The 24,473-nt window shown below is 69.5% G+C and carries 18 protein-coding genes, 2 pseudogenes and 1 riboswitch; of the genes and pseudogenes, 11 read left to right on the top strand and 9 right to left on the bottom strand.

What is annotated here, in order from left to right; translation table 11 throughout:
- Positions 1-71: 71 nt before the first annotated feature.
- Positions 72-1,208: pseudogene (locus OHA19_RS20200) on the top strand (globin domain-containing protein); the annotation flags it as partial.
- Between the two features lie 86 nt (positions 1,209-1,294).
- Here the strand turns inward: OHA19_RS20200 and OHA19_RS20195 are convergent.
- From OHA19_RS20195 to OHA19_RS20180, 4 genes and pseudogenes are all read right to left on the bottom strand, one after another.
- Positions 1,295-1,774, bottom strand: a complete 480-nt coding sequence (locus OHA19_RS20195) for an NUDIX domain-containing protein (RefSeq protein WP_405714670.1) — start codon at positions 1,772-1,774, stop codon at positions 1,295-1,297.
- A gap of 63 nt (positions 1,775-1,837) precedes the next feature.
- Positions 1,838-2,743: pseudogene (locus OHA19_RS20190) on the bottom strand (LysR family transcriptional regulator).
- A gap of 256 nt (positions 2,744-2,999) precedes the next feature.
- Entirely contained in the window at positions 3,000-4,124 is a 1,125-nt protein-coding gene (locus OHA19_RS20185; protein ID WP_405714672.1) for a cystathionine gamma-lyase, read from the bottom strand.
- Positions 4,125-4,206: 82 nt separating this feature from the next.
- Positions 4,207-4,584, bottom strand: a complete 378-nt coding sequence (locus OHA19_RS20180; RefSeq protein WP_405714674.1) for a phage holin family protein — start codon at positions 4,582-4,584, stop codon at positions 4,207-4,209.
- Positions 4,585-4,652: 68 nt separating this feature from the next.
- Here OHA19_RS20180 and OHA19_RS20175 point away from each other — a divergent pair, with 68 nt between their 5' ends.
- From OHA19_RS20175 to OHA19_RS20160, 4 genes are all read left to right on the top strand, one after another.
- Positions 4,653-4,970, top strand: coding sequence for a cupin domain-containing protein (locus OHA19_RS20175; protein WP_072488196.1), 318 nt, complete (start codon positions 4,653-4,655; stop codon positions 4,968-4,970).
- A 148-nt stretch (positions 4,971-5,118) separates the two neighbouring features.
- Positions 5,119-5,325, top strand: coding sequence for a DUF5326 family protein (locus OHA19_RS20170; protein WP_405714676.1), 207 nt, complete (start codon positions 5,119-5,121; stop codon positions 5,323-5,325).
- A gap of 242 nt (positions 5,326-5,567) precedes the next feature.
- Positions 5,568-6,338, top strand: a complete 771-nt coding sequence (locus OHA19_RS20165; protein ID WP_405714678.1) for an IclR family transcriptional regulator — start codon at positions 5,568-5,570, stop codon at positions 6,336-6,338.
- Positions 6,339-6,439: 101 nt separating this feature from the next.
- On the top strand, positions 6,440-6,877 hold the full coding sequence (locus OHA19_RS20160; RefSeq protein WP_405714680.1) for an SsgA family sporulation/cell division regulator: 438 nt from the start codon (positions 6,440-6,442) through the stop codon (positions 6,875-6,877).
- A 79-nt stretch (positions 6,878-6,956) separates the two neighbouring features.
- Here OHA19_RS20160 and OHA19_RS20155 read toward each other — a convergent pair whose 3' ends face one another.
- The gene (locus OHA19_RS20155) at positions 6,957-8,279 is read right to left on the bottom strand and encodes a YibE/F family protein (RefSeq protein WP_405714682.1); all 1,323 of its coding nucleotides are present in this window, start codon (positions 8,277-8,279) and stop codon (positions 6,957-6,959) included.
- 70 nt (positions 8,280-8,349) lie between these two features.
- A riboswitch (TPP riboswitch) is annotated at positions 8,350-8,483 on the top strand.
- Between OHA19_RS20155 and thiC the strand changes: the two genes are divergently transcribed.
- Positions 8,476-10,290: a phosphomethylpyrimidine synthase ThiC gene (thiC, locus tag OHA19_RS20150; protein WP_405751052.1), complete on the top strand. Its 1,815-nt coding sequence runs from the start codon at positions 8,476-8,478 to the stop codon at positions 10,288-10,290. Its footprint overlaps the riboswitch before it by 8 nt.
- Before the next feature lie 84 nt (positions 10,291-10,374).
- Here the strand turns inward: thiC and OHA19_RS20145 are convergent, their stop codons facing one another.
- The 3 genes from OHA19_RS20145 to OHA19_RS20135 all read right to left on the bottom strand — a co-directional run bounded on the left by OHA19_RS20145 (position 10,375) and on the right by OHA19_RS20135 (position 13,726).
- A complete protein-coding gene (locus OHA19_RS20145) occupies positions 10,375-11,199 on the bottom strand; it encodes a hypothetical protein (RefSeq protein WP_405714686.1) in 825 nt (274 codons plus the stop codon).
- Positions 11,200-11,381: 182 nt separating this feature from the next.
- Positions 11,382-12,440: a metallophosphoesterase gene (locus tag OHA19_RS20140; protein WP_405714688.1), complete on the bottom strand. Its 1,059-nt coding sequence runs from the start codon at positions 12,438-12,440 to the stop codon at positions 11,382-11,384.
- Between the two features lie 173 nt (positions 12,441-12,613).
- On the bottom strand, positions 12,614-13,726 hold the full coding sequence (locus tag OHA19_RS20135; protein ID WP_266731277.1) for a LacI family DNA-binding transcriptional regulator: 1,113 nt from the start codon (positions 13,724-13,726) through the stop codon (positions 12,614-12,616).
- 370 nt (positions 13,727-14,096) lie between these two features.
- On the opposite strand from OHA19_RS20135, the gene hisC reads away from it, so the two are divergent.
- From hisC to OHA19_RS20110, 5 genes are all read left to right on the top strand, one after another.
- Positions 14,097-15,176 (top strand): histidinol-phosphate transaminase, encoded by a 1,080-nt coding sequence (gene hisC, locus OHA19_RS20130; RefSeq protein ID WP_405714691.1) that lies wholly within the window; start codon positions 14,097-14,099, stop codon positions 15,174-15,176.
- A gap of 292 nt (positions 15,177-15,468) precedes the next feature.
- On the top strand, positions 15,469-16,977 hold the full coding sequence (locus OHA19_RS20125; RefSeq protein ID WP_405751050.1) for a cytochrome ubiquinol oxidase subunit I: 1,509 nt from the start codon (positions 15,469-15,471) through the stop codon (positions 16,975-16,977).
- Positions 16,978-16,995: 18 nt separating this feature from the next.
- Positions 16,996-17,997 (top strand): cytochrome d ubiquinol oxidase subunit II, encoded by a 1,002-nt coding sequence (gene cydB / locus OHA19_RS20120; protein WP_405714695.1) that lies wholly within the window; start codon positions 16,996-16,998, stop codon positions 17,995-17,997.
- Positions 17,998-18,104: 107 nt separating this feature from the next.
- Positions 18,105-21,650 carry a thiol reductant ABC exporter subunit CydD gene (gene cydD / locus OHA19_RS20115; protein WP_405751047.1) on the top strand — a complete coding sequence of 1,182 codons (3,546 nt, stop codon included), beginning with the start codon at positions 18,105-18,107 and terminating at the stop codon, positions 21,648-21,650.
- 58 nt (positions 21,651-21,708) lie between these two features.
- Positions 21,709-23,415, top strand: coding sequence for a GAF domain-containing sensor histidine kinase (locus OHA19_RS20110; RefSeq protein WP_405714699.1), 1,707 nt, complete (start codon positions 21,709-21,711; stop codon positions 23,413-23,415).
- Positions 23,416-23,552: 137 nt separating this feature from the next.
- Here the strand turns inward: OHA19_RS20110 and OHA19_RS20105 are convergent, their stop codons facing one another.
- Positions 23,553-24,419 (bottom strand): Cof-type HAD-IIB family hydrolase, encoded by an 867-nt coding sequence (locus tag OHA19_RS20105; protein WP_405714701.1) that lies wholly within the window; start codon positions 24,417-24,419, stop codon positions 23,553-23,555.
- Positions 24,420-24,473: the final 54 nt, after the last annotated feature.

Genomic DNA, 24,473 nt, shown 5'->3' with positions numbered 1-24,473 from the left:
ATGAGACGTACGAGGCGAGGCACAGTATGGATGCTCCGGCCACCGGGTGGACCGACAACGGAACGAGCAGATCCACCGATGCGACCCTGATCCACCGCACCCTGACCGAGATCTCGCCCGTCGCGGATCAGACGACCTCGTACTTCTACGCACTGCTCTTCGTGCGCCACCCGGAACTGAGGAGTCTGTTCCCGGCTGCGATGGACGTCCAGCGCGACCGTCTCCTCCGTGCGATCCTCACTGCGGCCGACCGGCTGGACGACGCACGCGCACTGGCCGAGTACCTCGGCGGACTGGGGCGGGGCCACCGCAAGTACGGCACGTTGCCCATGCACTATCCCGCCGTGGGGGAGGCGCTCATGGGCGCACTGAGCCGCTACGCGACTACCACCTGGGACGGGGAGACCGAAGCGGCGTGGGTGCGCGCCTACACCGCGATATCTCAGATCATGATCGACGCGGCCGCCGAGGACGAGCAGTGGGCCCCTGCCTGGTGGCATGCGGAAGTCGTGTCGCACGACCTCAGGACCCGTGACATAGCGGTGCTCACGCTCCGCCCCGACCAGGCCTACCCCTTCCGCGCCGGTCAGTACACGGCTGTGGAGACCCCGTGGTGGCCCCGGAACTGGCGGCACTATTCCTTTGCCTCGGCACCCCGACGCGATGGTCTGCTCACCTTCCACGTCAAGGCGGTCCCGGCCGGCTGGGTCTCCAATGCCCTGGTGCACCGGGCCCGGCCCGGGGACGTCCTGCGCCTCGGTCCGCCCACGGGCTCGATGACGGTCGACCACTCCACCCACAACGGTCTGCTCTGCCTGGGCGGAGGCACGGGCATCGCACCCATCAAGGCGCTCGTCGAGGATGTCGCGGAGCATGGCGACCGGCGTCCGGTGGAGGTCTTCTACGGGGCACGCAGCGATTACGACCTGTACGACATCGACACGATGTTGCGGCTCCAGGACACCTTTCCCTGGCTCGTGGTGCGGCCGGTGGTCGCCACCGGTCCGGGAACGGGAAGCGGCCTGATGAGGGGGCTGCTGCCCGAGGCGGTGCGGCAGCGCGGCCCCTGGCACGAGTACGACGCCTATCTCTCGGGGCCGCCCGGCATGATCCGCAGTGGCGTGGACGTGCTCCGGGGCATCGGGATGCCGGCCGAGCGCATCCGCCACGACTTCCTCGACGAACCGGTCGAGACAGACCCTGCCTGACCGACCCTGCGCGACCGACCCTGCCTGACCGGCACAGCGACGTCACGCCGGAGCAGCGGCCGCCGCCTGCCCCGGACCGGCTGCGGTCAGCCCAGATCGGGCGCGTGCATCGCGCGTACGCCCTCGATGTTGCCGTCCAGATAGTGCCGCAGCGACAGCGGTACGAGGTGGACGGCGGCGATCCCCATCCGGCTGAACGGCACCCGTACGATGTCGTACTCCCCGCAGGGATCGTCGATCTCGGGGCCGTGCCGTCGCGACAGGTCCATCGAATCCAGCCGGCAGACGAAGAAGTGCTGGACCTTCACGCCCTTCACCCCGCCGCCCTCGATGTGCTCCACGGTGTCGACGAAGCAGGGGACCACATCGGTGATCTTGGCGCCGAGCTCCTCGTCCACCTCGCGATGCAGGGCGTCGACGACGGTCGCGTCCTCGGGCTCGACGCCGCCGCCGGGCGTGACCCAGTAGGGATCCACTCCGGGCTTGGTGCGCTTGATGAGGATCAGGTCGCTGCCGTCGAGCAGGATGGCGCGTGCGGTGCGCTTGACCACGGGACGTTCGGTCATGGCAAGAGAGTGGCCCGCAGAACCGGTTCTGAAACACCGGACCGGTGCTGGGCGCCCCTGCGCTCACCAGTCGGCGGCGGCACGCAGCAGCCACTCGTGCGCCCGCGCGATGTGGGGCAGCGCGAGTGTGCCGGTCCGCACCGCCAGGAAATAGGTGCGCAGGGGCGGAACCGGAGGGTCCAGGAGGGCCACGACCTCACCCTGCTCCAGCGCCCTCTCGCACAGATAGCGCGGCAGCACAGCGAGTCCGGCGCCCGCCGCAGTGCACTCCAGGACCGCCCGGAGGTCGGGCACGATGACGGTTCCCGCGAGGGCGGGCCGGCTCTCGAAGACGGCGGCTCAGTAGCGCGAGACGAGCGGCAGGCTCTCGTGGACCTCCACGACCGGCAGCCGCTCCAGTAACACCGGCCCGGTGTGCCGCAGGGCCCCTGGGCCGAGGCGCCCGGTCCAGCGCGGCGCGGCGACCAGGACATGTTCTTCGTCGCAGAGCGCGGTCGCGGTGAGCAGCCCACCGCGCGGCCGGGCGGTCGCGATGGCCAGGTCGTGGTGTCCGGCGGCCAGCCCCTCCAGCGCCTCTTCCGCGCCGGTGAAGAAGGAACTGCGCAGGGCCAGCCCCTGGTTGACGAGAGGGGTGAGCGCGGGCAGGGCGCGCATCGATGTGAATTCGGGCGGCCCGGCCAGATGCAGTGTCCGTACGCCCGACTACTCGTCGAGCTCCGCCTCGGCGATCTCGACCAGCGCGTCCAGATGGGGCGCCGCCCGGTGCGCCAGTTCGTCGCCGATGGTCGTCGGGGTCACGCCGCGGGCCCTGCGCAGGAAGAGCGGGCGGCCCAGCTGCCGCTCCAGGTCCGGATCTGCGAGGTGACCGCGGGCTGGGAGAGGCCGAGCAGGGCAGCGGCCCTGGTGAAGGAAACCCGCCCGGTGCACCGTGACGAACGTGCGCAGCAGGGCTGCGGTACCCGACCCCAAGAATCCGGTTAGCTCATCTCGGACGCCGAAGTCGCCGAGGTACCCGAATACACCGCGTTCGCGGGCCGGAAGAAAGCAGACCGGTCATCGTCCGGCTGATCGTGCGCCGGGTGCGTGACCTGGTCAGATCCGTCGTTGCGGGCGAACGAGGAGGCTCGGACTCGCATAAACCACCCGGCGGTCACCGCCCGTACCACCGGCCGGTCCGAGCCCGTACTGCCGGTCGGTCACCACCCGTACCACTGGTCGGTCAGCCCTAGCCCATCGCCGCATCGAGGGCCCTTTCCACATCCGCCACCAGGTCCGCCGGGCTCTCCGCGCCGACCGAGAAGCGGATGAAGCCCTCGGGCACGGCGTCACCGCCCCAGCGCGCCCGGCGCTCGGCGGTGGAGCGCACTCCGCCGAAGCTGGTCGCGTCGTCGACCAGCCGCAGCTCGGCCAGGAAGCGCTCGGCCCGCTCGCGGTCGGGCAGCACGAACGACACCACGGAGCCGAAGCGCCGCATCTGCTGCACGGCCTTGGGGTACGAAGAGTCGGAGGGCAGTCCGGGATAGCGCAGTCCGGTCACCTCGGTCCGCTTGCCGAGCGCCTCCGCCAGCGTCAGGGCGGTGGCGCACTGCCGGTCGATCCGCAGCTCCAGCGTGGCCAGTGACCGGTGCGCGAGCCAGGCCTCCATGGGGCCGGGAATGGCGCCGACCACCTTGCGCCAGCGCCGTACTCCCGCTGTCAGCTCCGGATCACGGCAGGTCACATGGCCGAGCAGGATGTCCCCGTGTCCGGTCATGCCCTTGGTGTCACTGGCGACCGAGAAGTCGGCTCCCAGCTCCAGCGGGCGCTGGCCGAGCGGTGTGGCGAGGGTGTTGTCGACGGCCACCAACGTGCCGGCCGAGTGCGCCGCCTCGACGAGCCGGCGCACGTCGCAGACGTCGAGCCCCGGATTGGACGGGGTCTCGATCCACAGCAGCTTGGCGCCTTCGAGGACCGCCAGCTGGGCATCACCACCGGTCGGCGCGGTCCGCACCTCGACGCCGTACGCCTCCAGCTGCTCGCGCACCAGAGGCAGGGCCTGATAGCCGTCGTCGGGCAGCACGACCACATCGCCGGTACGTGCCTGGGAAAGCAGCACGGCCGAGATCGCCGCCATTCCCGAGGCGAAGACCGTGGTCTCGACGGGCTCCCCCGGTGCCTCCAGCTCACCGATTGCCCGTTCCAGATGGGTCCAGGTCGGATTGGTGTCCCGGCCGTAGGTGTACGGACCGGTCGGCTCACCGGAGAGATGGAAGTGCGCGGCGAAGACCGGACCGGGCAGGGTGGGCTCGAACTGCTCCGGTTCGGGCAGCCCGGCTCGTACCGCTCGGGTTCCGTCACCCATGGTGCTCATACCGCTTCCTCACTTCTCTCACCGGTGCTTCCCTCTCCGGTGTGCCACGGACCTGAACTGCACTGTCTCAGGAGGCGTCGGGTCAGTCCTCGTCGGGCAGGATCACGTTCAGTGCCCACGACACGATGGAGATGATCAGTCCGCCGAGCACGGCGGTCCAGAAGCCGTCGACATGGAAACTCAGGTCGAACAGACCGGCCAGCCAGGAGGTCAGCAGCAGCATGAGCGCGTTGACCACCAGCGTGATCAGCCCGAGCGTGAGGATGAAGAGCGGGAGGGTCAGCAGCTTCACGACCGGCTTGACCAAGAAGTTCACCAGACCGAAGAGCAGGGCCACCACGATCAGCGTGAGCGCCTTGCGTCCGGTGCTGCCGCCGGTCAGCGTGATGTCCTGGATCAACCAGATGGCCACGGCCAGCGCACCTGCGTTGGCGATCGTCTTGACTACGAAATTCTTCATGTGTCTGATCGTGGCAGACCTGATCGGTGGCGGACACCGGCAGTGCAGAGGCAAGGGGCGCACAGGCCATGAAGGCATTCAGACTGGACGAGCTGGAGGCGGAGCGGGCCGCCAACGACGGCGCGTATCTGCAGTTCGTGAAGGAACGGAACATGTCCGTCGGCCTGTACGCACTGGACGCCGGTGAGCTCGACCCGCAGCAGCCGCACAATCAGGACGAGGTCTACCTCGTCGTCAGCGGCCGCGCCTCCATCACGGTCGGCATGGAAACCACGCAGGTGGGCAGAGGAAGCGTGGTGTACGTACCGGCCGGTGTCGCCCACAAGTTCCACCACATCACCGAGGACCTGCGGGTGATGGTGGTCTTCTCGCCCCCGGAGAGCTGAGCCGATCCGCCGGAGGGCGGGGGTCCGGTCTCAGGGATCCCTCAGGGGTCGATCAGGGGACTTCAAGGGCTGTCGGCCCCCCGTCGGCCCCCTCCGCGCCTCTAGCATCGAGGCAGGAACTCATGGAGACGAGGTAAGGACGATGGCCGTGCGGGAGATATTCGCGGGGATGCCCTGGTGGGTGAAGTGGATCGCGGTGCCGGTCATCGCGATCGTCGTGTTCGGCGGTCTGATCGCCAGCGTGATCGGGTTCGTGATCGGACTGCTCTTCAAGGTCCTGGTCTTCGTGATCCTGGTCGGCGGGCTCATCTTCGTCGTACGCAAGTTCATGTCGTCGTCGCGCAGCGACTGGTAGGACGATCGGAAGTCCGCCGGGCGTTAGCCCAGCTGAGCTAAGCGGAAGACGAAACCACGCCCCTCGCGGAGCCCGCGGTTAAGGTGGCAGTTCGCTGCCACCACCTGGGAAATAACAGACCGTCACCATGCTGACCAGTGGTTTGTACGGCGTTCGGCATCAGGACCCCAGCCGTGCGGCAGCCCGTGGGGGCGGCCCCCACAGGCGGGCTGACCACCCGTCACCATGCCTGGGGGTGACTGTTGACCACGGCATCGAGCACTGCTGCCCCGACGCTGATCGGTTCGGTTCAGCGAGCGCTGAGGCTGCTGGAAGCCGTGGTGGCCCATCGCGACGGGGCGCCCGCGAAACAACTGGCCAGGGAAGCGGGCCTGCCTCTTCCCACGGCCTACCATCTGCTGCGCACCCTGACACATGAGGGTTATCTGCGCCGGGAGAACGGCGTCTTCCTCATCGGAACAGCGGCCGAACGCCTGCTCGGCGAAGGGGCGTTGCGGAATCGCCGCAGTGGGATGGCCGAGTCGCTGGGCCGCTGGCGCGACATCATCGGCGCACCGGTGTACTGCGCCGTCTACCGCGAGGGCGAGATCGAGCTCATCGCTGTCGCCGACACCCCCGCCATCCCCGCCGTCGACGAATGGGCCTCCTTCCGGGAGACCGGGCATGCCCACGCGATCGGCCAGTGCTTGCTGAGCCAGCTCGACGAGAAGGCCCGCGAGGACCACCTCGACCGTCACCCCGTGCGTCCGCTGACCCGCTACTCGGTGAAGGACCGCGCCACGCTCCTCCAGCGGCTGCGTTCGCTGGAGCGGACGGAACCTGTCATCGAGCGACAGGAGTACGCCCTGGGAACGGTCTGCGCGGCCATCCCGATCACGGCCGGATTCACCGCTGCCGCGATGGCGATTTCTGTACCCCTGGACCAGGAAAGTCGGTTGCTCCCCGCAGTCGAACAACTACGTGGCGAAGTGGCCAACCTCTTGCGTTCGTTCGTGTTCTCTATCAGTATCTGAAAAATCACTCCTTGTGATCTGCTATCGCGTGCACCACGATGGCGTCAATAGGGCCACGGGGGATCATTCCTGGCCAGATTCATCTACTGCGGGGTTGAACGATGCGCGAGTCGGTTCAAGCTGAGGTCATGATGAGCTTCCTCGTTTCCGAGGAGCTCTCTTTCCGGATCCCGGTGGAGCTCCGGTACGAGGTCTGCGATCCGTATGCGATCCGGATGACCTTCCATCTGCCCGGTGACGCCCCCGTCACCTGGGCATTCGGCCGTGAGCTGCTGCTCGACGGCCTCAACAGTCCCAGTGGTGACGGCGATGTGCACATCGGTCCCACTGAGCCCGAGGGGCTGTCCGACGTACATATCCGGCTCCAGGTCGGCGAGGACCGGGCTCTCTTCAGGGCCGGTACGGCACCGCTTGTGGCGTTTCTCGACCGGACCGACAAGCTCGTGCCACTTGGGCAGGAGCGCACGCTGGGTGACTTCGAGGGCAATCTGGAAGACGCCCTGGGCCGCATTCTCGCCGAGGAACAGAACGCCGGCTGAGCAGAACGGCGCCGCCGACCGGCCCACCGGTCGAACACGGCGCCTGCCGAATGGGTGAATTACTCACCCGCGGAGATGCTCAAGGCCTCGCCCTGCGGCGACGGCGCTTCCCGGTCCGTACGGGTGCCGAAGCTCCGGCTTCCGCGCCGAGCCCTGTGCGGTCCGCGGAGACGACCAACGCGGCGAGCACCGTCGTCACCGGCACCGAGGCGACAAGTCCGATCGAGCCGACCAGCGTCCGTACGATCTCCTCTGCCACCAGCTCGCTGTTGGCCACCGTCCCCACGCTGCTCTGCGCGATGGAGAACAGGAGCAGCAACGGCAGCGCGGCGCCCGCGTAGGCGAGCACCAGAGTATTGACGACCGAGGCGATGTGGTCGCGCCCGATCCTGATCCCTGCCCGGTAAAGCCCCCGCACGCCCAACGTCGGGTTCGCCTGGTGGAGTTCCCAGACCGCCGAAGTCTGGGTCACGGTCACATCGTCGAGGACCCCGAGCGAACCGATGATGACACCGGCCAGAAGCAGACCGCTCATGTCGATGTGCGGGTACAGACCATGGATGAGGCCTGTGTTGTCGTCGGTGTTGCCGGTCAGGCTCGCCCAGCCGATGAAGAGCGATCCGAGCAGTCCGATCAGCAGCAGCGAAATCAACGTGCCGATCACCGCGACCGAGGTGCGGGCGGTCAGGCCGTGGCACATGTAGAGCGCGATCAGCATGATCGCACTGGCCCCGACCACCGCGACGAGCAGCGGATTCGATCCCTGGAGTATGGCCGGGAGGATGAACAGGGTCAGCACGGCGAACGAGACGGCGAGCGCGACCAGTGCCATCACCCCACGCATGCGGCCCACCGCGACCACGACCAGGGCGAAGATCCCGGCCAGCAGGGTCATCGGGAACTTCCGGTTCACATCCGTCACCGAGTACTGCAGATCCCGGGGTGCGTCGGGGGCGTACGCCACGACCACGCGCTGACCGTCGCGCAGCTGACGCGGTGCGTCGGGCTGGACGATCTCGATGAAGGTCCGGCCCTTGTCGTGACCGGTCGTCACTTCGATCTTCGCCTTCCCGCACCTCCCTTGCCCGTTCCCCGCCGAGGGCGTGGTGTCCTCGCCGATCGGCATCTGCGCCGCGTTCACGTCCTTGCAGTCCACCTTGTCGACATTCACCACCCTTCCCTGCTGGGTCTGCCGGTCGAATCCGACGCCGGTCCGTTCGTGCGCCGGCGCACCGCCCGGCCAGAGAGCCACCAGACCCACGAGAACGGCGGTGGCGAACGGGATCAGTACGGCCGCGATGACCTTGCGCAGATGCTTGGATACGGGCGCGGCAGGGCCATGGTTGTGCGAGTGACCGTGCTGCCGGCTCGGCGTTTCGAGGTCGATATGGGGGGAAGTCACCGGCCGATCATCGCAAGAAGAGACGGGCCCACTGTTCATCAGGCCGGACGGGGCGCTAGCGTGGAGGGACCTTTGCACACGCGGGAGCTCGGAGCACCGGGCTGAGAGGGCGCTGATCTCCGTACGTCCGTACGGGACAGGCTGCGCCGACCGCCGAACCTGTTACCGGGTAATGCCGGCGTAGGGAGTAGGTCTCATGACCACATCGGACGCACGCACGCCTGCCTCGAACCAGAGCGACGAGGCCGGGAAGTCCATCGGCTGGCACAAGGGATACGTCCAGGGCTCGCGCCCGGACCTCCGGGTGCCGGTCCGTCAGGTGCACCTCACCAACGGCAAGGACGTGACGTTGTACGACACGTCGGGTCCATACACCGATCCCACCGTCGAGACCGATGTCCGCCGCGGGCTCGCACCGCTGCGAGAGAACTGGATCATCGCCCGCGGCGACACCGAGGAGTACCCGGGCCGCCCCGGCCGCCCCGAGGACGACGGGCTCAAGCACACCTCGCCGCGAATGGGGTCTCCCCTGCTCGAGCAAAGCCGAGAGCCTGGGGAAGGACTGCGCAACCTCGACGCGGTATTCCCCGGCCGCCCGCGGCTGCCGCGCCGCAGCCGGGACGGACAGCCGGTGACCCAGCTCGCGTACGCCCGCCGGGGCGGGATCACCCCGGAGATGGAGTACGTGGCGATCCGGGAGAACGTCGAGCCCGAGGTGGTGCGTGAGGAGATCGCGGCCGGCCGGGCCGTGCTGCCGGCCAACGTCAACCACCCCGAGATCGAACCGATGATCATCGGCAAGCGGTTCCTGGTGAAGGTCAATGCCAACATCGGCAACTCCGCGGTGACTTCCTCCATCGAGGAGGAGGTGGAAAAGATGACGTGGGCGACGCGCTGGGGCGCCGATACCGTCATGGATCTGTCCACCGGCCGCAACATTCACACCACCCGTGAGTGGGTTCTGCGTAATTCACCCGTTCCGATCGGAACTGTCCCGCTCTACCAGGCGCTCGAAAAGGTCGACGGCCGGGCGGAGGAACTGACCTGGGAGATCTACAAGGACACCGTCATCGAGCAGGCCGAGCAGGGCGTCGACTACATGACGGTCCACGCCGGCGTGCGCCTGCCGTACGTGCCGCTGACCGCCCGCCGCAAGACCGGCATCGTCTCGCGCGGCGGCTCGATCATGGCGGCGTGGTGCCTCGCGCACCACAAGGAGTCGTTCCTGTACGAGCACTTCGAGGAGCTCTGCGAGATCCTCGCGACCTACGACGTGACGTATTCGCTGGGCGACGGGCTGCGGCCCGGCTCGATCGCCGACGCCAATGACGAGGCGCAGTTCGCCGAACTGCGCACGCTCGGCGAGCTGAACGCGGTCGCCAAGCGGTTCGGCGTCCAGACCATGATCGAGGGGCCGGGCCATGTCCCGATGCACAAGATCAAGGAGAACATCGACCTCCAGCAGGAGATCTGCGAGGAGGCGCCGTTCTACACGCTCGGCCCGCTGACCACCGATGTCGCGCCGGCGTACGACCACATCACCTCGGGCATCGGCGCGGCGATGATCGCGTGGTGGGGGACGGCGATGCTGTGCTACGTCACGCCGAAGGAGCACCTCGGCCTGCCCAACCGGGACGATGTGAAGACCGGCGTCATCACCTACAAGATCGCGGCGCACGCGGCCGATCTCGCCAAGGGGCACCCGGGGGCGCAGGACTGGGACGACGCGCTCTCCGACGCCCGGTTCGAGTTCCGCTGGGAGGACCAGTTCAACCTGGCCCTCGACCCGGACACCGCACGGGAGTTCCACGACGAGACGCTGCCCGCCGAGCCCGCGAAGACGGCGCACTTCTGCTCGATGTGCGGCCCGAAGTTCTGCTCGATGAAGATCTCCCAGGACATCCGGCGCGAGCACGGCGGTTCGCAGTCGGAGATCGAGGCGGGCATGGCGGAGAAGTCCAAGGAGTTCGCGGCGGCGGGCAACCGGGTCTATCTGCCGATCGCGGACTGATCCGGATCCGGGACGAGGTATCGCCCCGGAGGCCTCCGCCTTCGGGGCGATCGCTCCTGCCGTCCGGCCGGTGCGCGGGCCCGGTCAGTCCAGTTCGTGTTCGGGGCCGCCGAAGTCGGGGCTGGTGAAGTCCGGTGAGGTGAACGTCGGCCGGGGGCCCGCCGCCGGGCCGTCGCCCGGGCTGGAGAAGTCCGGCGGGCTGTAGCCGACCTTCGGGATGCGGTTCGCCGAGCGGACCGGTGTGCGCGAGGCTGGCCCGGCCTCGGGGTCGGCGAGCGCGTCCCGAAGGAACGGCAGGATGCCGCGCTCCAGCAGGGCGTGACGCCACGCCTCTCTGGCCCGTGCCACGTCCTCCGGCAACTCCTCCTCGTCGTCCTCGACGGGCTGCGGCTCCGAGCTGTTGCGCAGTGCCGTGATGAGCAGCCCGACGGCGGCGGCCAGGATCGCCGCGGCCATGACCGCGGCGAAGAACCAGCCCGCGGAGACCATGGTCGAGGCGAAGGACGGAGCCGGGTCGAGCAGCTTCAGCAGGTAGCCGGCCAGCAGGAATATGAACGCGGCGGTACCCGCGAGCACCGGCGCCAGGACCGTGACGACGGCTCCTATGCCGGCGCCCGACTGATGCGAACGGCCCGTGCCTGCGCCGGGCACGGCGTCCTGGTCCGTCCCGTCGGCAGGGCCGCGCAGTTCCTCGCGGGCCTGCACGTAGTGCTTGTACTCGGTGGCGGCGGTCGCGGTGATCAGCTCTGTGGCGTCCAGCGCCATGGTGCGCAGCTGGACGGCGTTGAGCCGTTCGCCGACCGCGGCCAGATCCGGCCGTTCATGGGCATGACGCAGTGCGTCGTCGAGGATCCGCTCGTACTCGGGGCGGTCCTCGGCCAGCAGGTGCGGAGCGCTGTTCATGTGCATCCCCCGATGCTCCGTCGGGCCTGAGTGCCCGTTGGGGACGGACAGTTGGGCGGAAACGGAGGAGAGCCTGCTACTGATAGGCCGATGGTAGAGCGCCCACGGCACGGGGTGACAGGGGGTTTCCGGAAATAGGCCCAGTGGTCGGCGTGGTCTGGTCGTGGGAGCGTCTTCCCGGAAGAGCGTCAGTCATGCAGCGGCAGCTGGACGACCAGTAGCTTTCCGGCCATGGTCACTCCGCCGTCCATGGCGATGGCCAGCCCGTCCGCGTATACGTGCGGACCGTCGACCACGGGGCCGGAGCCGTCCTCGCCGTCCTCCGAGCCGACCTCGCCGAGGAGGTACGGAATGGGGCTGTGACCATGGACGATGCGTTGTCCGCCGTAGGCCGCCATCAGTTCGCGGACGGCCTGCGGACCCGCCTCGTCGCGGAAGGCGAATCGCTTGGTGAGCTTCCGGAAGAGGTCCCAGCACTCATCGGCGTCGTTACGCGTGAGAATGGCGTGCACGGTGTCGTTGACGTCCTCGATGGTGGTGCCGTATTCGAGGTACGCCGTCGTGTCGGAGTGCATCAGCAGATGCCCGTCCTCCTCGACGATCGCGTCGAGCCGGGACATCCACTGGAGGTGGACGTCCTGGAGGCGCTCCATGTCGTTCTTCTGGCCGCCGTTGAGCAGCCAGGCCGCCTGGAAGGTGGCGGTGCCCGCGCCGGAGTTGACCGGGGTGTCGCTGAACCGCTTGGCGCCGAGGAGCAGCAGTTCGTGATTGCCCATCAGGGCCTTGCAGTAGCCGCCGGCTGCCGCGGCCTCGGCGGACAGGCGCATCACGAGGTCGATGACACCGATGCCGTCCGGGCCCCGGTCGGTGAAGTCGCCGAGGAACCAGAGCCGGGCGTTGCCCGCCGACCATTTGCCGTCGGCGTCGATGAGGCCCTGCTCGGCGAGGGCGGCGTGGAGCTCGTCCAGATAGCCGTGGACGTCACCGACGACGTACAGCGGTCCGCGGCCCTGCTCCGGGACGGGGCGCGGGTCGGGGACGGCCGGTACCTCCAGGGTGTCACCGCGGTTGATCACGGGGAGGTCGCGCGCGGTGGGGGTGTATCCGTCCGGCGGCATGTCACCGGGGACGGCGTTTCCCGGGTGTGGTGACGCTGGCGGCACCGGGCTCTGGGCATAGGGCGGTACGCGGAAGTCGCGCAACGTCGCAGTCCGCACCACGGGTTCCTGACCGGCCCCCTGTGTCATCGACCCCTCCACCACCGTCGCGCCGCCGTACACCTGACGGGCCCTGCTGGTCGGGGCGGTCCGCGGTGTCGTGCGCCCATCATAGGAATGCGGATCGTGCTCTGTGACGCACCAGGGGTGGTGAATCCGGACGCACGTCGGGTTCACCGGCCGATTGGTCCGAAATCGCCTGATCAGTCCCCCGCTGGAGAGCGGGGTGCGCTGACTGTGGTGCGAGGTGGACGGCGTTGCGAGGAGGTCCGCACGATGAGTTCGGTCGGTATGACCTGCTCCACCGGCCGGTCCTGGTCCACACCCTCGATGGCGTCGATCAGGAGCTGGACGACCGCGGTGCCGATTCTGCGCGGCTTGAGCGAGAGGGTGGTGATGGGTGGCTCGGTCGTCGCGTACACGGTGGACTCGCTGCAGCAGACCAGCAGCAGGTCCTCGGGGACGCGCAGGCCGTACCGGCGGGCCGCCGCCAGCAGATCGGTGCCGTTGGGGTCGAAGAGCCCGTAGACCGCGTCGGGCCGGTCTGGGCGGGCGAGCAGCCGGTCGGCGGCGACCGCGCCCGCGCACGGGTCGTGGGCGGGGTACGACTCGTACACCGGGTCCTGGCCCACGCGCTCGCACCAGTGGAGGTACGCGGTGGTGGAGAGGCGGGTGTACGTGTCGGTGGTGGTGCCGGTGAGCAGGCCGATGCGGCGGGCGCCGGCGGCGGCGAGATGGTCGAGCAGGTCGAGGACGGCGGCCCGGTGGTCGTTGTCCACCCAGGCGGTGACCGGGAGCGTTCCGGCCGGGCGCCCGTCCGAGACGACGGGCAGCCCCTGGCGCACGAGTTCCGTGACGACCGGGTCCTGGTCGGAGGGGTCGATCACGACGGTGCCGTCGAGGGCGACGTTCGACCAGACGTCGTGTCGCGAGGTGGCGGGCAGGATGACGAGGGCGTAACCGCGGGCGAGCGCGGCGGAGGTGGCGGCTCTGGCCATCTCCGCGAAGTACGCGAATTCGGTGAAGGTGAAAGGTTCGTCCCCGTAGGTCGTCACTGTCAGGCCGATGAGGCCGGACTTGCCGGTACGGAGGGTTCGGGCCGCGGCGGAAGGGCGGTAGCCCAGGCGCTCTGCGACCTCGCGGACATGGCGGCGGGTGGCGTCCGGGAGCCTGCCCTTGCCGTTGAGCGCGTCGGAGACGGTCGTGATGGAGACTCCGGCGGCGGCGGCCACGTCCCGGATTCCCGCTCGTCCCTGCCGGCCGCCGCGCCGGGGTGTGTCCGTCCGGCTCACCTGGTGCTTCCCTGCTGCTGTCATGGCGAGCCGATAGTAGGGCTCGGAGGGGCGGTTGGCCTGATCGCATATTCGCTCGTTGGCAGGCACGTTTCTGCATGATCATTCAAGGTCAAATGCCTTGTAAATAAAGGGTGTTGAAGGGATTGGCCGTAGTGTGACATGTATCGAACCCGATGGGCCTACTGAATGTTCGATGTCTCGAAGAGGTCTCATCTCACCTCTTCGAGGGACGCGCGCCACGGAGTGAGCCACCGGCGCGCGACGGAGCTTGGTGCGCTCCCCCCATTCCTGGTCGCACCGGACGATTGGTCGCTCCGGCCATTCGCAGCGGCGCCCAATCCTCATAAGGTGAGCAGTATTGATGTGTACAGACGATCGAGGAGGACCTGCGGTGAGCGAGACGAGCCCCAAGCTGCGCGCCGAGCTGGATGGCGTTCCCGCCTATGTACCGGGCAAGCCGGCTGCCGCCGGTGGGCCGGTCGCGTTCAAGCTGTCCTCCAACGAGAATCCGTATCCGCCGCTGCCCGGGGTGATGGAGTCCGCCCTGGCGGCGGCCGCGAACTTCAACCGCTACCCGGACATGGCCTGCACCGGCCTGATGAACGAGCTGGCCGACCGTTTCGGTGTGCCCCTCTCGCACCTCGCCACCGGAACCGGCTCGGTCGGGGTGGCGCAGCAGCTGCTCCAGGCCACGTCGGGCCCGGGTGACGAGGTCATCTACGCCTGGCGGTCCTTCGAGGCGTACCCGATCATCACGCAGGTCAGCGGTGCGACCTCGGTGAAGGTTCCGCTGGCCGACGGCGAGGTGCACGACCTCGACGCGATGGCGGACGCGATCACGGACCGCACTCGGATGATCTTCGTCTGCAACCCGAACAACCCGACCGGCACCGTGGTGCGCCGGGCCGAGCTGGAGCGGTTCCTGGACCGGGTGCCGGGCGATGTCCTGGTGGTGCTCGACGAGGCGTACCGGGAGTTCATCCGCGACGTCGAGGTGCCGGACGGCATAGAGATCTACCGGGACCGGCCCAATGTGGCGGTGCTGCGGACCTTTTCCAAGGCGTACGGCCTGGCGGGGCTGCGGGTCGGTTTCGCCGTGGCCCACGAGCCGGTGGCGGCCGCGCTGCGCAAGACGGCGGTGCCCTTCGGGGTCAGTCAGCTCGCGCAGGACGCGGCGGTCGCCTCGCTGCGTGCTGAAGACGAACTCCTGGGGCGGGTGGGCTCCTTGGTGTCCGAGCGCCAGCGGGTGCAGCGGGCGCTGGCCGGGCAGGGGTGGACCGTGCCGGATTCCCAGGCGAACTTCGTCTGGATGCGGCTCGGGGACCGTACAGCCGACTTCGCCGCGGCGTGCGAGCGCGCCGGAGTGGTGGTCAGGCCGTTCGTGGGCGAGGGCGTGCGGGTCACGATCGGCGAGGACGAGGCGAACGACCTGTTCCTGAAGGTGGCGGAGTCGTTCCGCGAAGAGCTGTAGGGCGGCGGCGCAGGCCGCCTGCGCGACGCAGGGCCAAGGCCCCGCACCTCGTTCGACGGGGTGCGGGGCCTTCTCGCTGCCGGGAGTCCGCGTTGCTCCCGGGGCGTCTGGTTCGGGCAGATTGATCGGAACGTCCCAAGAGGGGTACCCCACTCGAACGTCCCGAAAGCCTGTGCGCCATAATGCTTGTGAATGTGAACGCGTTCACAAGCGTGTCCTGTTCCTCCCGTGATTAGTCGGATTTAAAGGGCAAACTGCCGGTGTGACTACGGCGACGTAAGGAGAAGACGACGTGGAGCTAGCTCTGGCGCCGGAGACCCTGGCGCGATGGCAGTTCGGTATCACTACCGTCTACCACTTCCTGTTCGTCCCCCTGACGATCTCGCTCGCCGCGCTCACCGCCGGCCTGCAGACCGCCTGGGTCCGGACCAACAACGAGAAGTACCTCAGGGCGACGAAGTTCTGGGGCAAACTCTTCCTGATCAACATCGCCATGGGCGTCGTCACCGGCATCGTCCAGGAGTTCCAGTTCGGCATGAACTGGTCCGACTACTCGCGGTTCGTCGGCGACATCTTCGGTGCCCCGCTCGCGTTCGAGGCACTGATCGCGTTCTTCTTCGAGTCCACCTTCATCGGGCTGTGGATCTTCGGCTGGGACAAGCTGCCGAAGAAGATCCACCTCGCCTGCATCTGGATGGTCTCCGTCGGTACGATCCTGTCCGCGTACTTCATCCTGGCGGCCAACTCCTGGATGCAGCACCCGGTCGGCTACCGGATCAACAAGGAACGCGGCCGGGCCGAGCTCACCGACTTCTGGCACGTGCTCACCCAGAACACCGCGCTCGCCCAGTTCTTCCACACCATCACCGCGGCCTTCCTGGTCGGCGGCGCGTTCATGGTCGGCATCGCCGCCTTCCACCTGGCGCGCAAGAAGCACATCCCGGTGATGCGGACCTCGTTGCGGCTCGGCCTGGTCACCGTGGTCGTCGCCGGACTGCTGACCGCCATCAGCGGCGACCAGCTCGGCAAGGTCATGTTCAAGCAGCAGCCGATGAAGATGGCCGCCGCCGAGGCCCTCTGGGAGGGCGAGAAGGGTGCGCCGTTCTCGGTCTTCGCGGTCGGCGACGTGGCCAAGGGCCACAACACCGTGGAGATCTCCATCCCGGGGATACTGTCCTTCCTCGCGGACGACAGCTTCACCTCGTACGTCCCCGGCATCAACGACATCAACAAGGCCGAGCAGGAGAAGTTCGGCCCCGGCGACTACCGGCCCAACATCCCGGTCGCGTTCTGGAGCTTCCGCTGGATGATCGGGTTCGGGATGGCGTCCTTCGCCCTCGGCATCCTCGGACTGTGGCTGACCCGCAAGAAGTTCATGCTGCCGCCGGGACTGCGGACCGGTGAGGACGAAGTGCCGAACCTGGTCCTCTTCAAGAACAAGGCACTCAGCCCGAAGTTCGCCAAGTGCTACTGGATCCTCGCGCTCTGGACGCTGCTCTTCCCGCTGATCGCCAACTCCTGGGGCTGGATCTTCACCGAGATGGGCCGCCAGCCCTGGGTCGTCTACGGCGTGCTCCAGACCCGCGACGCGGTCTCCCCCGGCGTCTCGCAGGGCGAGGTACTCACCTCGATGATCGGCTTCACCCTGCTCTACGCCGTACTCGCGGTCGTCGAGGTCAAGCTGCTCGTGAAGTACATCAAGGCAGGTCCGCCGGAGCTCACCGAGGCCGACCTCAACCCGCCCACCAAGATCGGCGGCGACCATGACGACGCCGACCGGCCGATGGCCTTCTCCTACTGAGAGCAGAGGAGCTGAGAGATGGAACTCCACAACGTCTGGTTCGTACTCATCGCCGTCCTCTGGACCGGCTACTTCTTCCTGGAGGGATTCGACTTCGGGATCGGCGTCCTCACCAAACTGCTGGCCCGTGACCGCAAGGAACGGCGGGTCCTGATCAACACGATCGGGCCCGTCTGGGACGGCAACGAGGTGTGGCTGCTCACCGCGGGCGGCGCGACCTTCGCCGCCTTCCCCGAGTGGTACGCCACCCTGTTCTCCGGCTTCTACCTGCCGCTGCTGATCATCCTGGTCTGCCTGATCGTGCGCGGCGTCGCCTTCGAGTACCGGGCCAAGCGGTCCGGCGAGAAGTGGCAGACCAACTGGGAACACGCCATCTTCTGGACCTCGTTGATCCCGGCCGTGCTCTGGGGTGTGGCCTTCGGGAACATCGTGCGCGGCGTGAAGATCGACGCCGACATGGAGTATGTGGGCAACTTCTGGGACCTGCTCAACCCGTACGCCATTCTCGGCGGACTGGTCACGCTCGCCCTCTTCACCTTCCACGGCGCCGTGTTCGCGGGGCTCAAGACGGTCGGGGACATCCGGGAGCGGGCGGGCAGGCTGGCGCTGAAGCTGGGGATCGTCACCGCGGTGCTCGGGCTGGGCTTCCTGGTCTGGACGCAGCTCGACAACGGAGACGGCTGGAGCCTGCTGGCGATGATCATCGCCGTGGTGGCGCTGGTCGCCGCGATCGCCACGATCGCGGCGGGACGCGAGGGCTGGTCGTTCGCGTTCTCCGGGGTGACCGTCGCGGCCGTGGTCGCGATGCTCTTCCTGACACTGTTCCCGAACGTCATGCCGTCCTCGCTGGACGACGCCTGGAGCCTCACGGTCACCAACGCCTCGTCCACCCCGTACACGCTGAAGATCATGACCTGGTGTGCGGGGATCGCCACCCCCCTCGTCCTGCTGTACCAGGGCTGGACGTACTGGGTGTTCCGCAAGCGCATCGGCACGCAGCACATCGCCGAAGCGCACTGAACGCAGCTGGGGCCCGGCCGGCGGAACAGGGGTGGAGCGCGATGCCGACCCTGATCCGCCGGGCGGACCCCGGTCCGAACGACCGAGCTCGCTAGGGGCTGTTTCACGTGAAACCGATCGATCCGCGTCTGCTCCGTTACGCCCGCGCCACCCGTCTCTTCCTGGCGGCCGTGGTGGCGCTCGGAGTCGTCGGGGCGGCGCTGGTCATCGCCCAGGCCATGCTCATCGCCGAAGTGGTGGTGGGCGGGTTCGAGGACGGGCTGACGGTTTCCGGGCTGCGGACCCCGCTGATCCTGCTCGCCGCGGTCGCGCTCGGCCGGGGCCTGGTCGCCTGGCTCACCGAACTGGCCGCGTACCGGGCCAGCGCGGCGGTCAAGTCCGAGCTCCGCGGCCGGCTGCTGGCACGGGCCGCTTCGCTCGGTCCCGGCTGGCTGAGCGGCCAGCGCACCGGCTCCCTGGTGGCGCTCGCCACCCGTGGGGTCGACGCGCTCGACGACTACTTCGCGCGCTATCTGCCGCAGCTCGGGCTCGCGGTGGTCGTGCCGGTGGCGGTCCTGGCCAGGATCGTCACCGAGGACTGGGTCTCGGCGGCGATCATCGTGGTCACGCTGCCCCTCATCCCGCTCTTCATGATCCTGATCGGCTGGGCCACCCAGTCACGGATGGACCGCCAGTGGCTGCTGCTGTCCCGGCTCTCCGGACACTTCCTCGACGTGGTCGCCGGGCTGCCGACGCTGAAGGTCTTCGGCCGCGCCAAGGCGCAGGCCGAGTCCATCCGTACGATCACCTCGCAGTACCGCCGGGCCACGCTGCGGACCCTGCGGATCGCGTTCCTGTCGTCCTTCGCCCTGGAACTGCTGGCGACGCTGTCGGTGGCCCTCGTGGCCGTCACCATCGGCATGCGGCTGGTGCACGGCGAACTCGACCTCTACACCGGTCTGGTGGTGCTGATCCTGGCGCCCGAGGCCTATCTGCCGATCCGCCAGGTCGGAGCGCAGTACCACGCGGCCGCCGAGGGGCTCTCGGCCGCCGAGGAGATCTTCGCGGTCCTGGAGACCGAGCCCCGGCAGGCCGGCACGGCGGACGTACCCGGCTCGCTGCGGCTGGAGCTGGAGGGGGTGACCGTACGGCACGAGGGGCGTACCGAACCCTCGCTCGACGAGGCCTCCTTGGTGGTGGACGAGGGGGAGACCGTGGCCCTGGTCGGCCCCAGCGGCGTCGGGAAGTCCACTCTGCTCGACGTGGTCCTCGGCTTCACGTCACCCGACGAGGGGTGGGTACGGATCGGTGGCGTCGATCTGGCGACGCTCGCGCCCGAGCAGTGGCGGGAGCGGATCGCCTGGGTGCCGCAGCGCCCGTATCTCTTCGCGGGCACCATCGGGGAGAACGTACGGCTGGCCCGGCAGGACGCAGATGACCGCGCGGTGACGGCCGCACTGCGGGACGCCGGGGCGTACGACTTCGTGGCGGAACTGCCGGACGGTGCACGGACGCTCATCGGCGAGGACGGCGCGGGCCTCTCCGCCGGACAGCGCCAGCGGCTCGCTCTCGCACGGGCCTTCCTCGCCGACCGCCCGCTGCTGCTGCTCGACGAGCCGACCGCGAGCCTGGACGGCGAGACGGAGGAGGGGATCGTCGAGGCGGTACGGCGGCTGGCCGTGGGCCGGACCGTGCTGCTGGTCGTGCACCGCCCGGCGCTGCTCTCGGTGGCCGACCGGGTGGTGACCCTGGACCCGGGCGCGACCGAGCGGCCGACGAGGACCGCGGCGTCCGTGGTTGTACCGCGGCCGGCGAGCCCGCCCTCCTTCCCGGACAAAGGGACGCCGGAACCCGCGGCGTTGCGGGAGACCTCGGCCCGCTCCGGACGCGTCCTGGCACGGGTCAGGGAGGCCGCCGGGGCACAGCGCGGCCGGCTGGCGCTCGCGCTGCTGCTGGGCAGCCTCGCCCTGGGCTCGGCCGTCGGGCTCATGGCCGTCTCCGGCTGGCTGATCTCCCGGGCCTCCGAACAGCCCCCGGTGCTCTATCTGATGGTCGCCGTGACCGCGACCCGAGCCTTCGGACTCGGCCGGGCGGTCTTCCGCTACGCCGAGCGCCTGGTGTCGCACGACGCGGTGCTCAAGATGCTCGCCGAACTGCGCGTCGCGGTCTACCGGGGGCTGGAGCGCATCGCACCCGCCGGGCTCCGCCACACGCGGCGCGGGGATCTGCTCTCCCGGCTCGTCGCCGACGTCGACGCCCTGCAGGACTACTGGCTGCGCTGGCTGCTGCCCGCCGGGACCGCCGTGGCCGTCGGCACGGCCGCCGCCGGGTTCATCGGCTGGCTGCTGCCGGCGGCAGGCGTCGTGCTGGCCGCCGGACTGCTGCTGGCCGGGGTGGGAGTGCCGCTGGTCAGCAGCGCCTGCTCCCGCCACACCGAACGCCGGCTCGCCCCCGCACGCGCCGATCTGGCCACCCGGATCACGGACCTGCTCGGCGGGACCGCCGAACTGACCGTCGCGGGTGCCCTGCCCGCCCGTGCGGAACGGACCCGGGACGCCGACGGCGTGCTGACCCGGATCGCCGCCCGCGCGGCGACCGCCAACGCGCTCGGCGGCGGCCTCATCGCCCTGGTCACCGGTCTCACCGTCGTCGCCACCGCACTTGTCGCCCTTCCCGCCGTGCACGACGGCCGGCTCGCGGGCGTGGAACTCGCGGTGGTGGTGCTCACCCCGCTGGCCGCCTTCGAGGCCGTGGCCGGCCTGCCGCTCGCCGTGCAGTACCGCCGGAGGGTCGAGCGGAGCGCGGAGCGGGTGTACGAGGTGCTGGACGCCCCGCTGCCCGTACACGAACCCGAGAGCCCGGCCGAGGCGCCCACGTCGCCCTTCCCGCTGGAGGTACGGGGACTGTCGGCGCGGTACGCGGGAGCGGCGCGGGACGCCCTCGACGGCGTCGACCTGACGTTGACGGCCGGCCGGCGGATCGCCGTCGTCGGGCCCTCCGGCTCCGGGAAGACGACCCTCGCTCAGGTCCTGGTCCGCTTCCTGGACGCACGGGCGGGGACGTACCGGATCGGCGGTGCCGAGGCCGGTGAGCTGGAGGGGGACGCGGTCCGGCGGTTCGTCGGGCTGTGCGCCCAGGACGCCCATGTCTTCGACAGCACCATCCGGGAGAACCTGCGGCTGGCCCGGACCGGCGCGACGGAGGAGGAGCTGCGGGACGCCCTCGGCCGGGCTCGGCTGCTCGACTGGGCCGACGCGCTGCCGGACGGGCTCGACACCCTCGTCGGTGAGCACGGCGCACGCCTCTCCGGCGGCCAGCGCCAACGCCTCGCCCTGGCCAGGGCGATCCTCGCCGACTTCCCGGTGCTGGTCCTGGACGAACCCGCCGAACATCTCGACCTGGCGACCGCGGACGCCCTGACCGCGGACCTGCTGGCCGCCACCGAGGGGCGCACGACCGTCCTGATCACCCATCGGCTGAAGGGGCTCGAAGCCGTCGACGAGGTGCTGGTGCTCGACGAGGGCCGGATCGTGCAGCGCGGCCCGTACGCCGATCTCGCTGCCGGAGAAGGCCCCCTGCGCCGGATGCTGGAGCGCGAGCGGGAGACCACGAGGCGGGTACCCGGGCGGGAGGCCGCACGGACAGCCGGAGAAGCCGTGGGCGCGCCCGCATGAACCGGGAGGGCCCGACAGCCGACTTTCCTCCCCAATCGGGACTAACTACTCTCGGGGTATGCCGGAGCAGGACCCGAAGGACTCACTCGAAGCGGCTACCCAGGCGACCCGCAGCCTGCAGGGCCTGTCCACCGAAATCACCGCCCGCATCCCGCAGCTGCTGGAGGCCATGCGCTCCGTCGGCGCGGGGCTGGAACTGCACTCCACCCTCGACCGGATCTGCGAGACGGCCGCCGAACTCGCCCACTGCCGCTACGCCGCCATCGGAGTCGTCGACGAGGAGGGCGAGGGCCTCTCCGACTTCGTCACCTACGGAGTGCCGGACGAGGTGGCGGACGAGATCGGTCACCGCCCCGACGGGCACCGGGGGCTGCTGGGCGCGCTGATCCACGACCCGGCACCGGTGCGGCTCGCCGATCTGACGGCCGATCCGAGGTTCGCCGGCTTCCCGCCTGGCCACCCCCCGATGCGGACCTTCCTCGGCGTCCCGATCCGGGTGCAGGGAGAGATCTTCGGGAATCTCTATCTGGCCGAGAAGGACGACGAGGACGAGTTCAACGACTACGACCTGCACATGGTGCGGGTGCTCGCCACCGAGGCCGGGATCGCCATCGGCAATGCCCGGCTGTACGAGGCGGCGCGCCAGCGCGAGCGGTGGATCGACGGATCGGTGGCCGTGACCACCGCGCTCCTCTCCGGCGGGGACGCCGACGACGCGCTCTCCGTCGTCGCCGAACAGGCCCGCCGCCTCGCCGACTCCGCCGCCGGGATCGTGCTGCTGCCCACCGAGGACGGCGGGCTGGAGATCGTCGCCGTCTCCGCGGACGACCCCGCCTCCTCACTCGGGGTGATCATCGGGCCCGAGAGCTCGGTGGCGGCGAAGCTGCTGGGCGGCGAGGCGGTCTTCGTGGACGACTCGGCCAGCGACGCCCGCATGGTCACCAGGCTGGCCCACCGGTACGGCCCGAGCATGCTGCTGCCGTTGCACAGCGGTGGGCGGGTGCTCGGCGCGCTCGCCACGCCTCGCGCCCGCGGCGCCCGGCCGTTCACGGAGACGGAGCGGACCCTCGCCACTCAGTTCGCCTCGCAGGCGGCGCTCGCGCTGATGATGGCCGAGGCACAGCGGGACCGGGAGCGGCTGGCGGTCTACGAGGACAGGGACCGGATCGCCCGCGATCTGCACGATCTGGTCATCCAGCGGCTGTTCGCCACCGGGATGATGCTGGAGAGCGCCCAGCGCCGGTCGGACGTGCCCGAGGTGCAGACCGGGGTCGGCCGGGCGGTCGACGAACTGGACGTGACCATCCAGGAGATCCGTACCGCGATCTTCGCGCTCCAGCAGGAACCCGCCGAGGCACCGTCGGGGCTGCGCACCCGGGTCCTGCGCGAGATCAACATGGCGGCGGTCCCTCTGGGCTTCAAGCCCTCGCACCGCTTCCTCGGCCCGGTCGACTCGTTGGTCGGCGAGCTCACCGGCAAGAACTTGATCGCGGCGCTGCGGGAGGCGCTGTCCAATGCCTTCCGGCACGCCGAGGCGTCGTTGATCGACGTGGTCGTCGACGCGACCGCCACGCTGCCCGACGGGAGGGACGCGGTGCGACTGTCGGTCGCCGACGACGGGGTGGGCATCCCCGAGGGCGGCCGGCGCAGCGGACTGCGGAACCTGGCGCGCCGGGCGGAGTCGCTCGGCGGTGCGAGCTGGTTCGGCCCCGGGATCGGGGAGGACGGGGGCGGCACGACCGTGGTGTGGGAGGCGCCTCTCTGAGGTTTCCGTCCGAGGCGTCCGTCCGAGGCGTCCCTCGGAGGGGCGCCTCCGCGTGGGGGCTCGGCGGCCGTGGTCCCTGTCCGGGTTCGGCGTCGCGGTTCCTTACCGGTCCCGGCGCCGCGGCGTTCGGTCCGGGCTCAGCGACCGGCGCCGGCTGCCCGACGCTCGGCGATGATCCGCTCGATGACGACCGCGACACCGTCCTCGCCGTTGGTGGCGGTCCGGCTGGTGGCGGCGGCGAGTGCGGCCGGGTGGGCGTTGCCCATCGCGTACGAGGTGCCCGCCCAGCTCAGCATCTCCACGTCGTTGGGCATGTCCCCGAAGGCGACGACCTCGGCGGGCGAGATGCCGCGCTCGGCGCAGCAGAGCTCCAGGGTGCTGGCCTTGGAGACCCCCGGTCCGCTGACCTCCAGCAGGGACGTGGGGCTGGACCGGGTGAAGGAGGCCCGGCCGCCGGCCGTCGTACGGGCCAGGGCGAGGAACTCGTCCGGGGCCAGCTCGGCATGGTGGGCGAGGAGCTTCAGCACGGGGACACCGGCGCCGGGCGCCTCCTCGTGCAGCAGCTTCTCCGCGACGGCGACCGTGGCGGCCGGGTCCAGGTGGAACGGCGGGTAGTCCGGCTCGTAGTGGATGCCGGTGGCCAGCTCGACGGCGAAGGTGGTGCCGGGAGCGGCGGCGCGCATCGAGCGGACGACGTCGAGGGCGATGGCGCGCTCCAGCGGCCGGATCTTGACCAGCTCGCCGCCGGCGTGCAGATCGGCGACCGCCGCGCCGTTGGCGCAGATCGCCAGGCCGTGGCCGTGCACATGGTCGCTGACGACATCCATCCAGCGGGCCGGGCGTCCGGTGACGAAGAAGACCTCGATACCGGCCTCCTCGGCGGCGGCCAGCGCGGCGACGGTGCGGTCGGAGACCGTCTTGTCGTCGCGGAGCAGGGTGCCGTCCAGGTCGGTGGCGATCAGCCGGATAGCGGCAGGCGAAGGCGAGTCGGTAGCTGAGGTCACCTGCCCATTCTCGCGTACGAGGGTGCACGGGCGTGCGGAGGGGCGCACATCTGA

The sequence above is a fragment of the Streptomyces sp. NBC_00012 genome, assembly GCF_045040875.1.
In the GTDB taxonomy this organism is placed as follows: domain Bacteria; phylum Actinomycetota; class Actinomycetes; order Streptomycetales; family Streptomycetaceae; genus Streptomyces.
The sequence above is the reverse complement of the archived record's forward strand: the minus strand, read 5'-3'. Positions and strand labels throughout refer to the sequence as shown.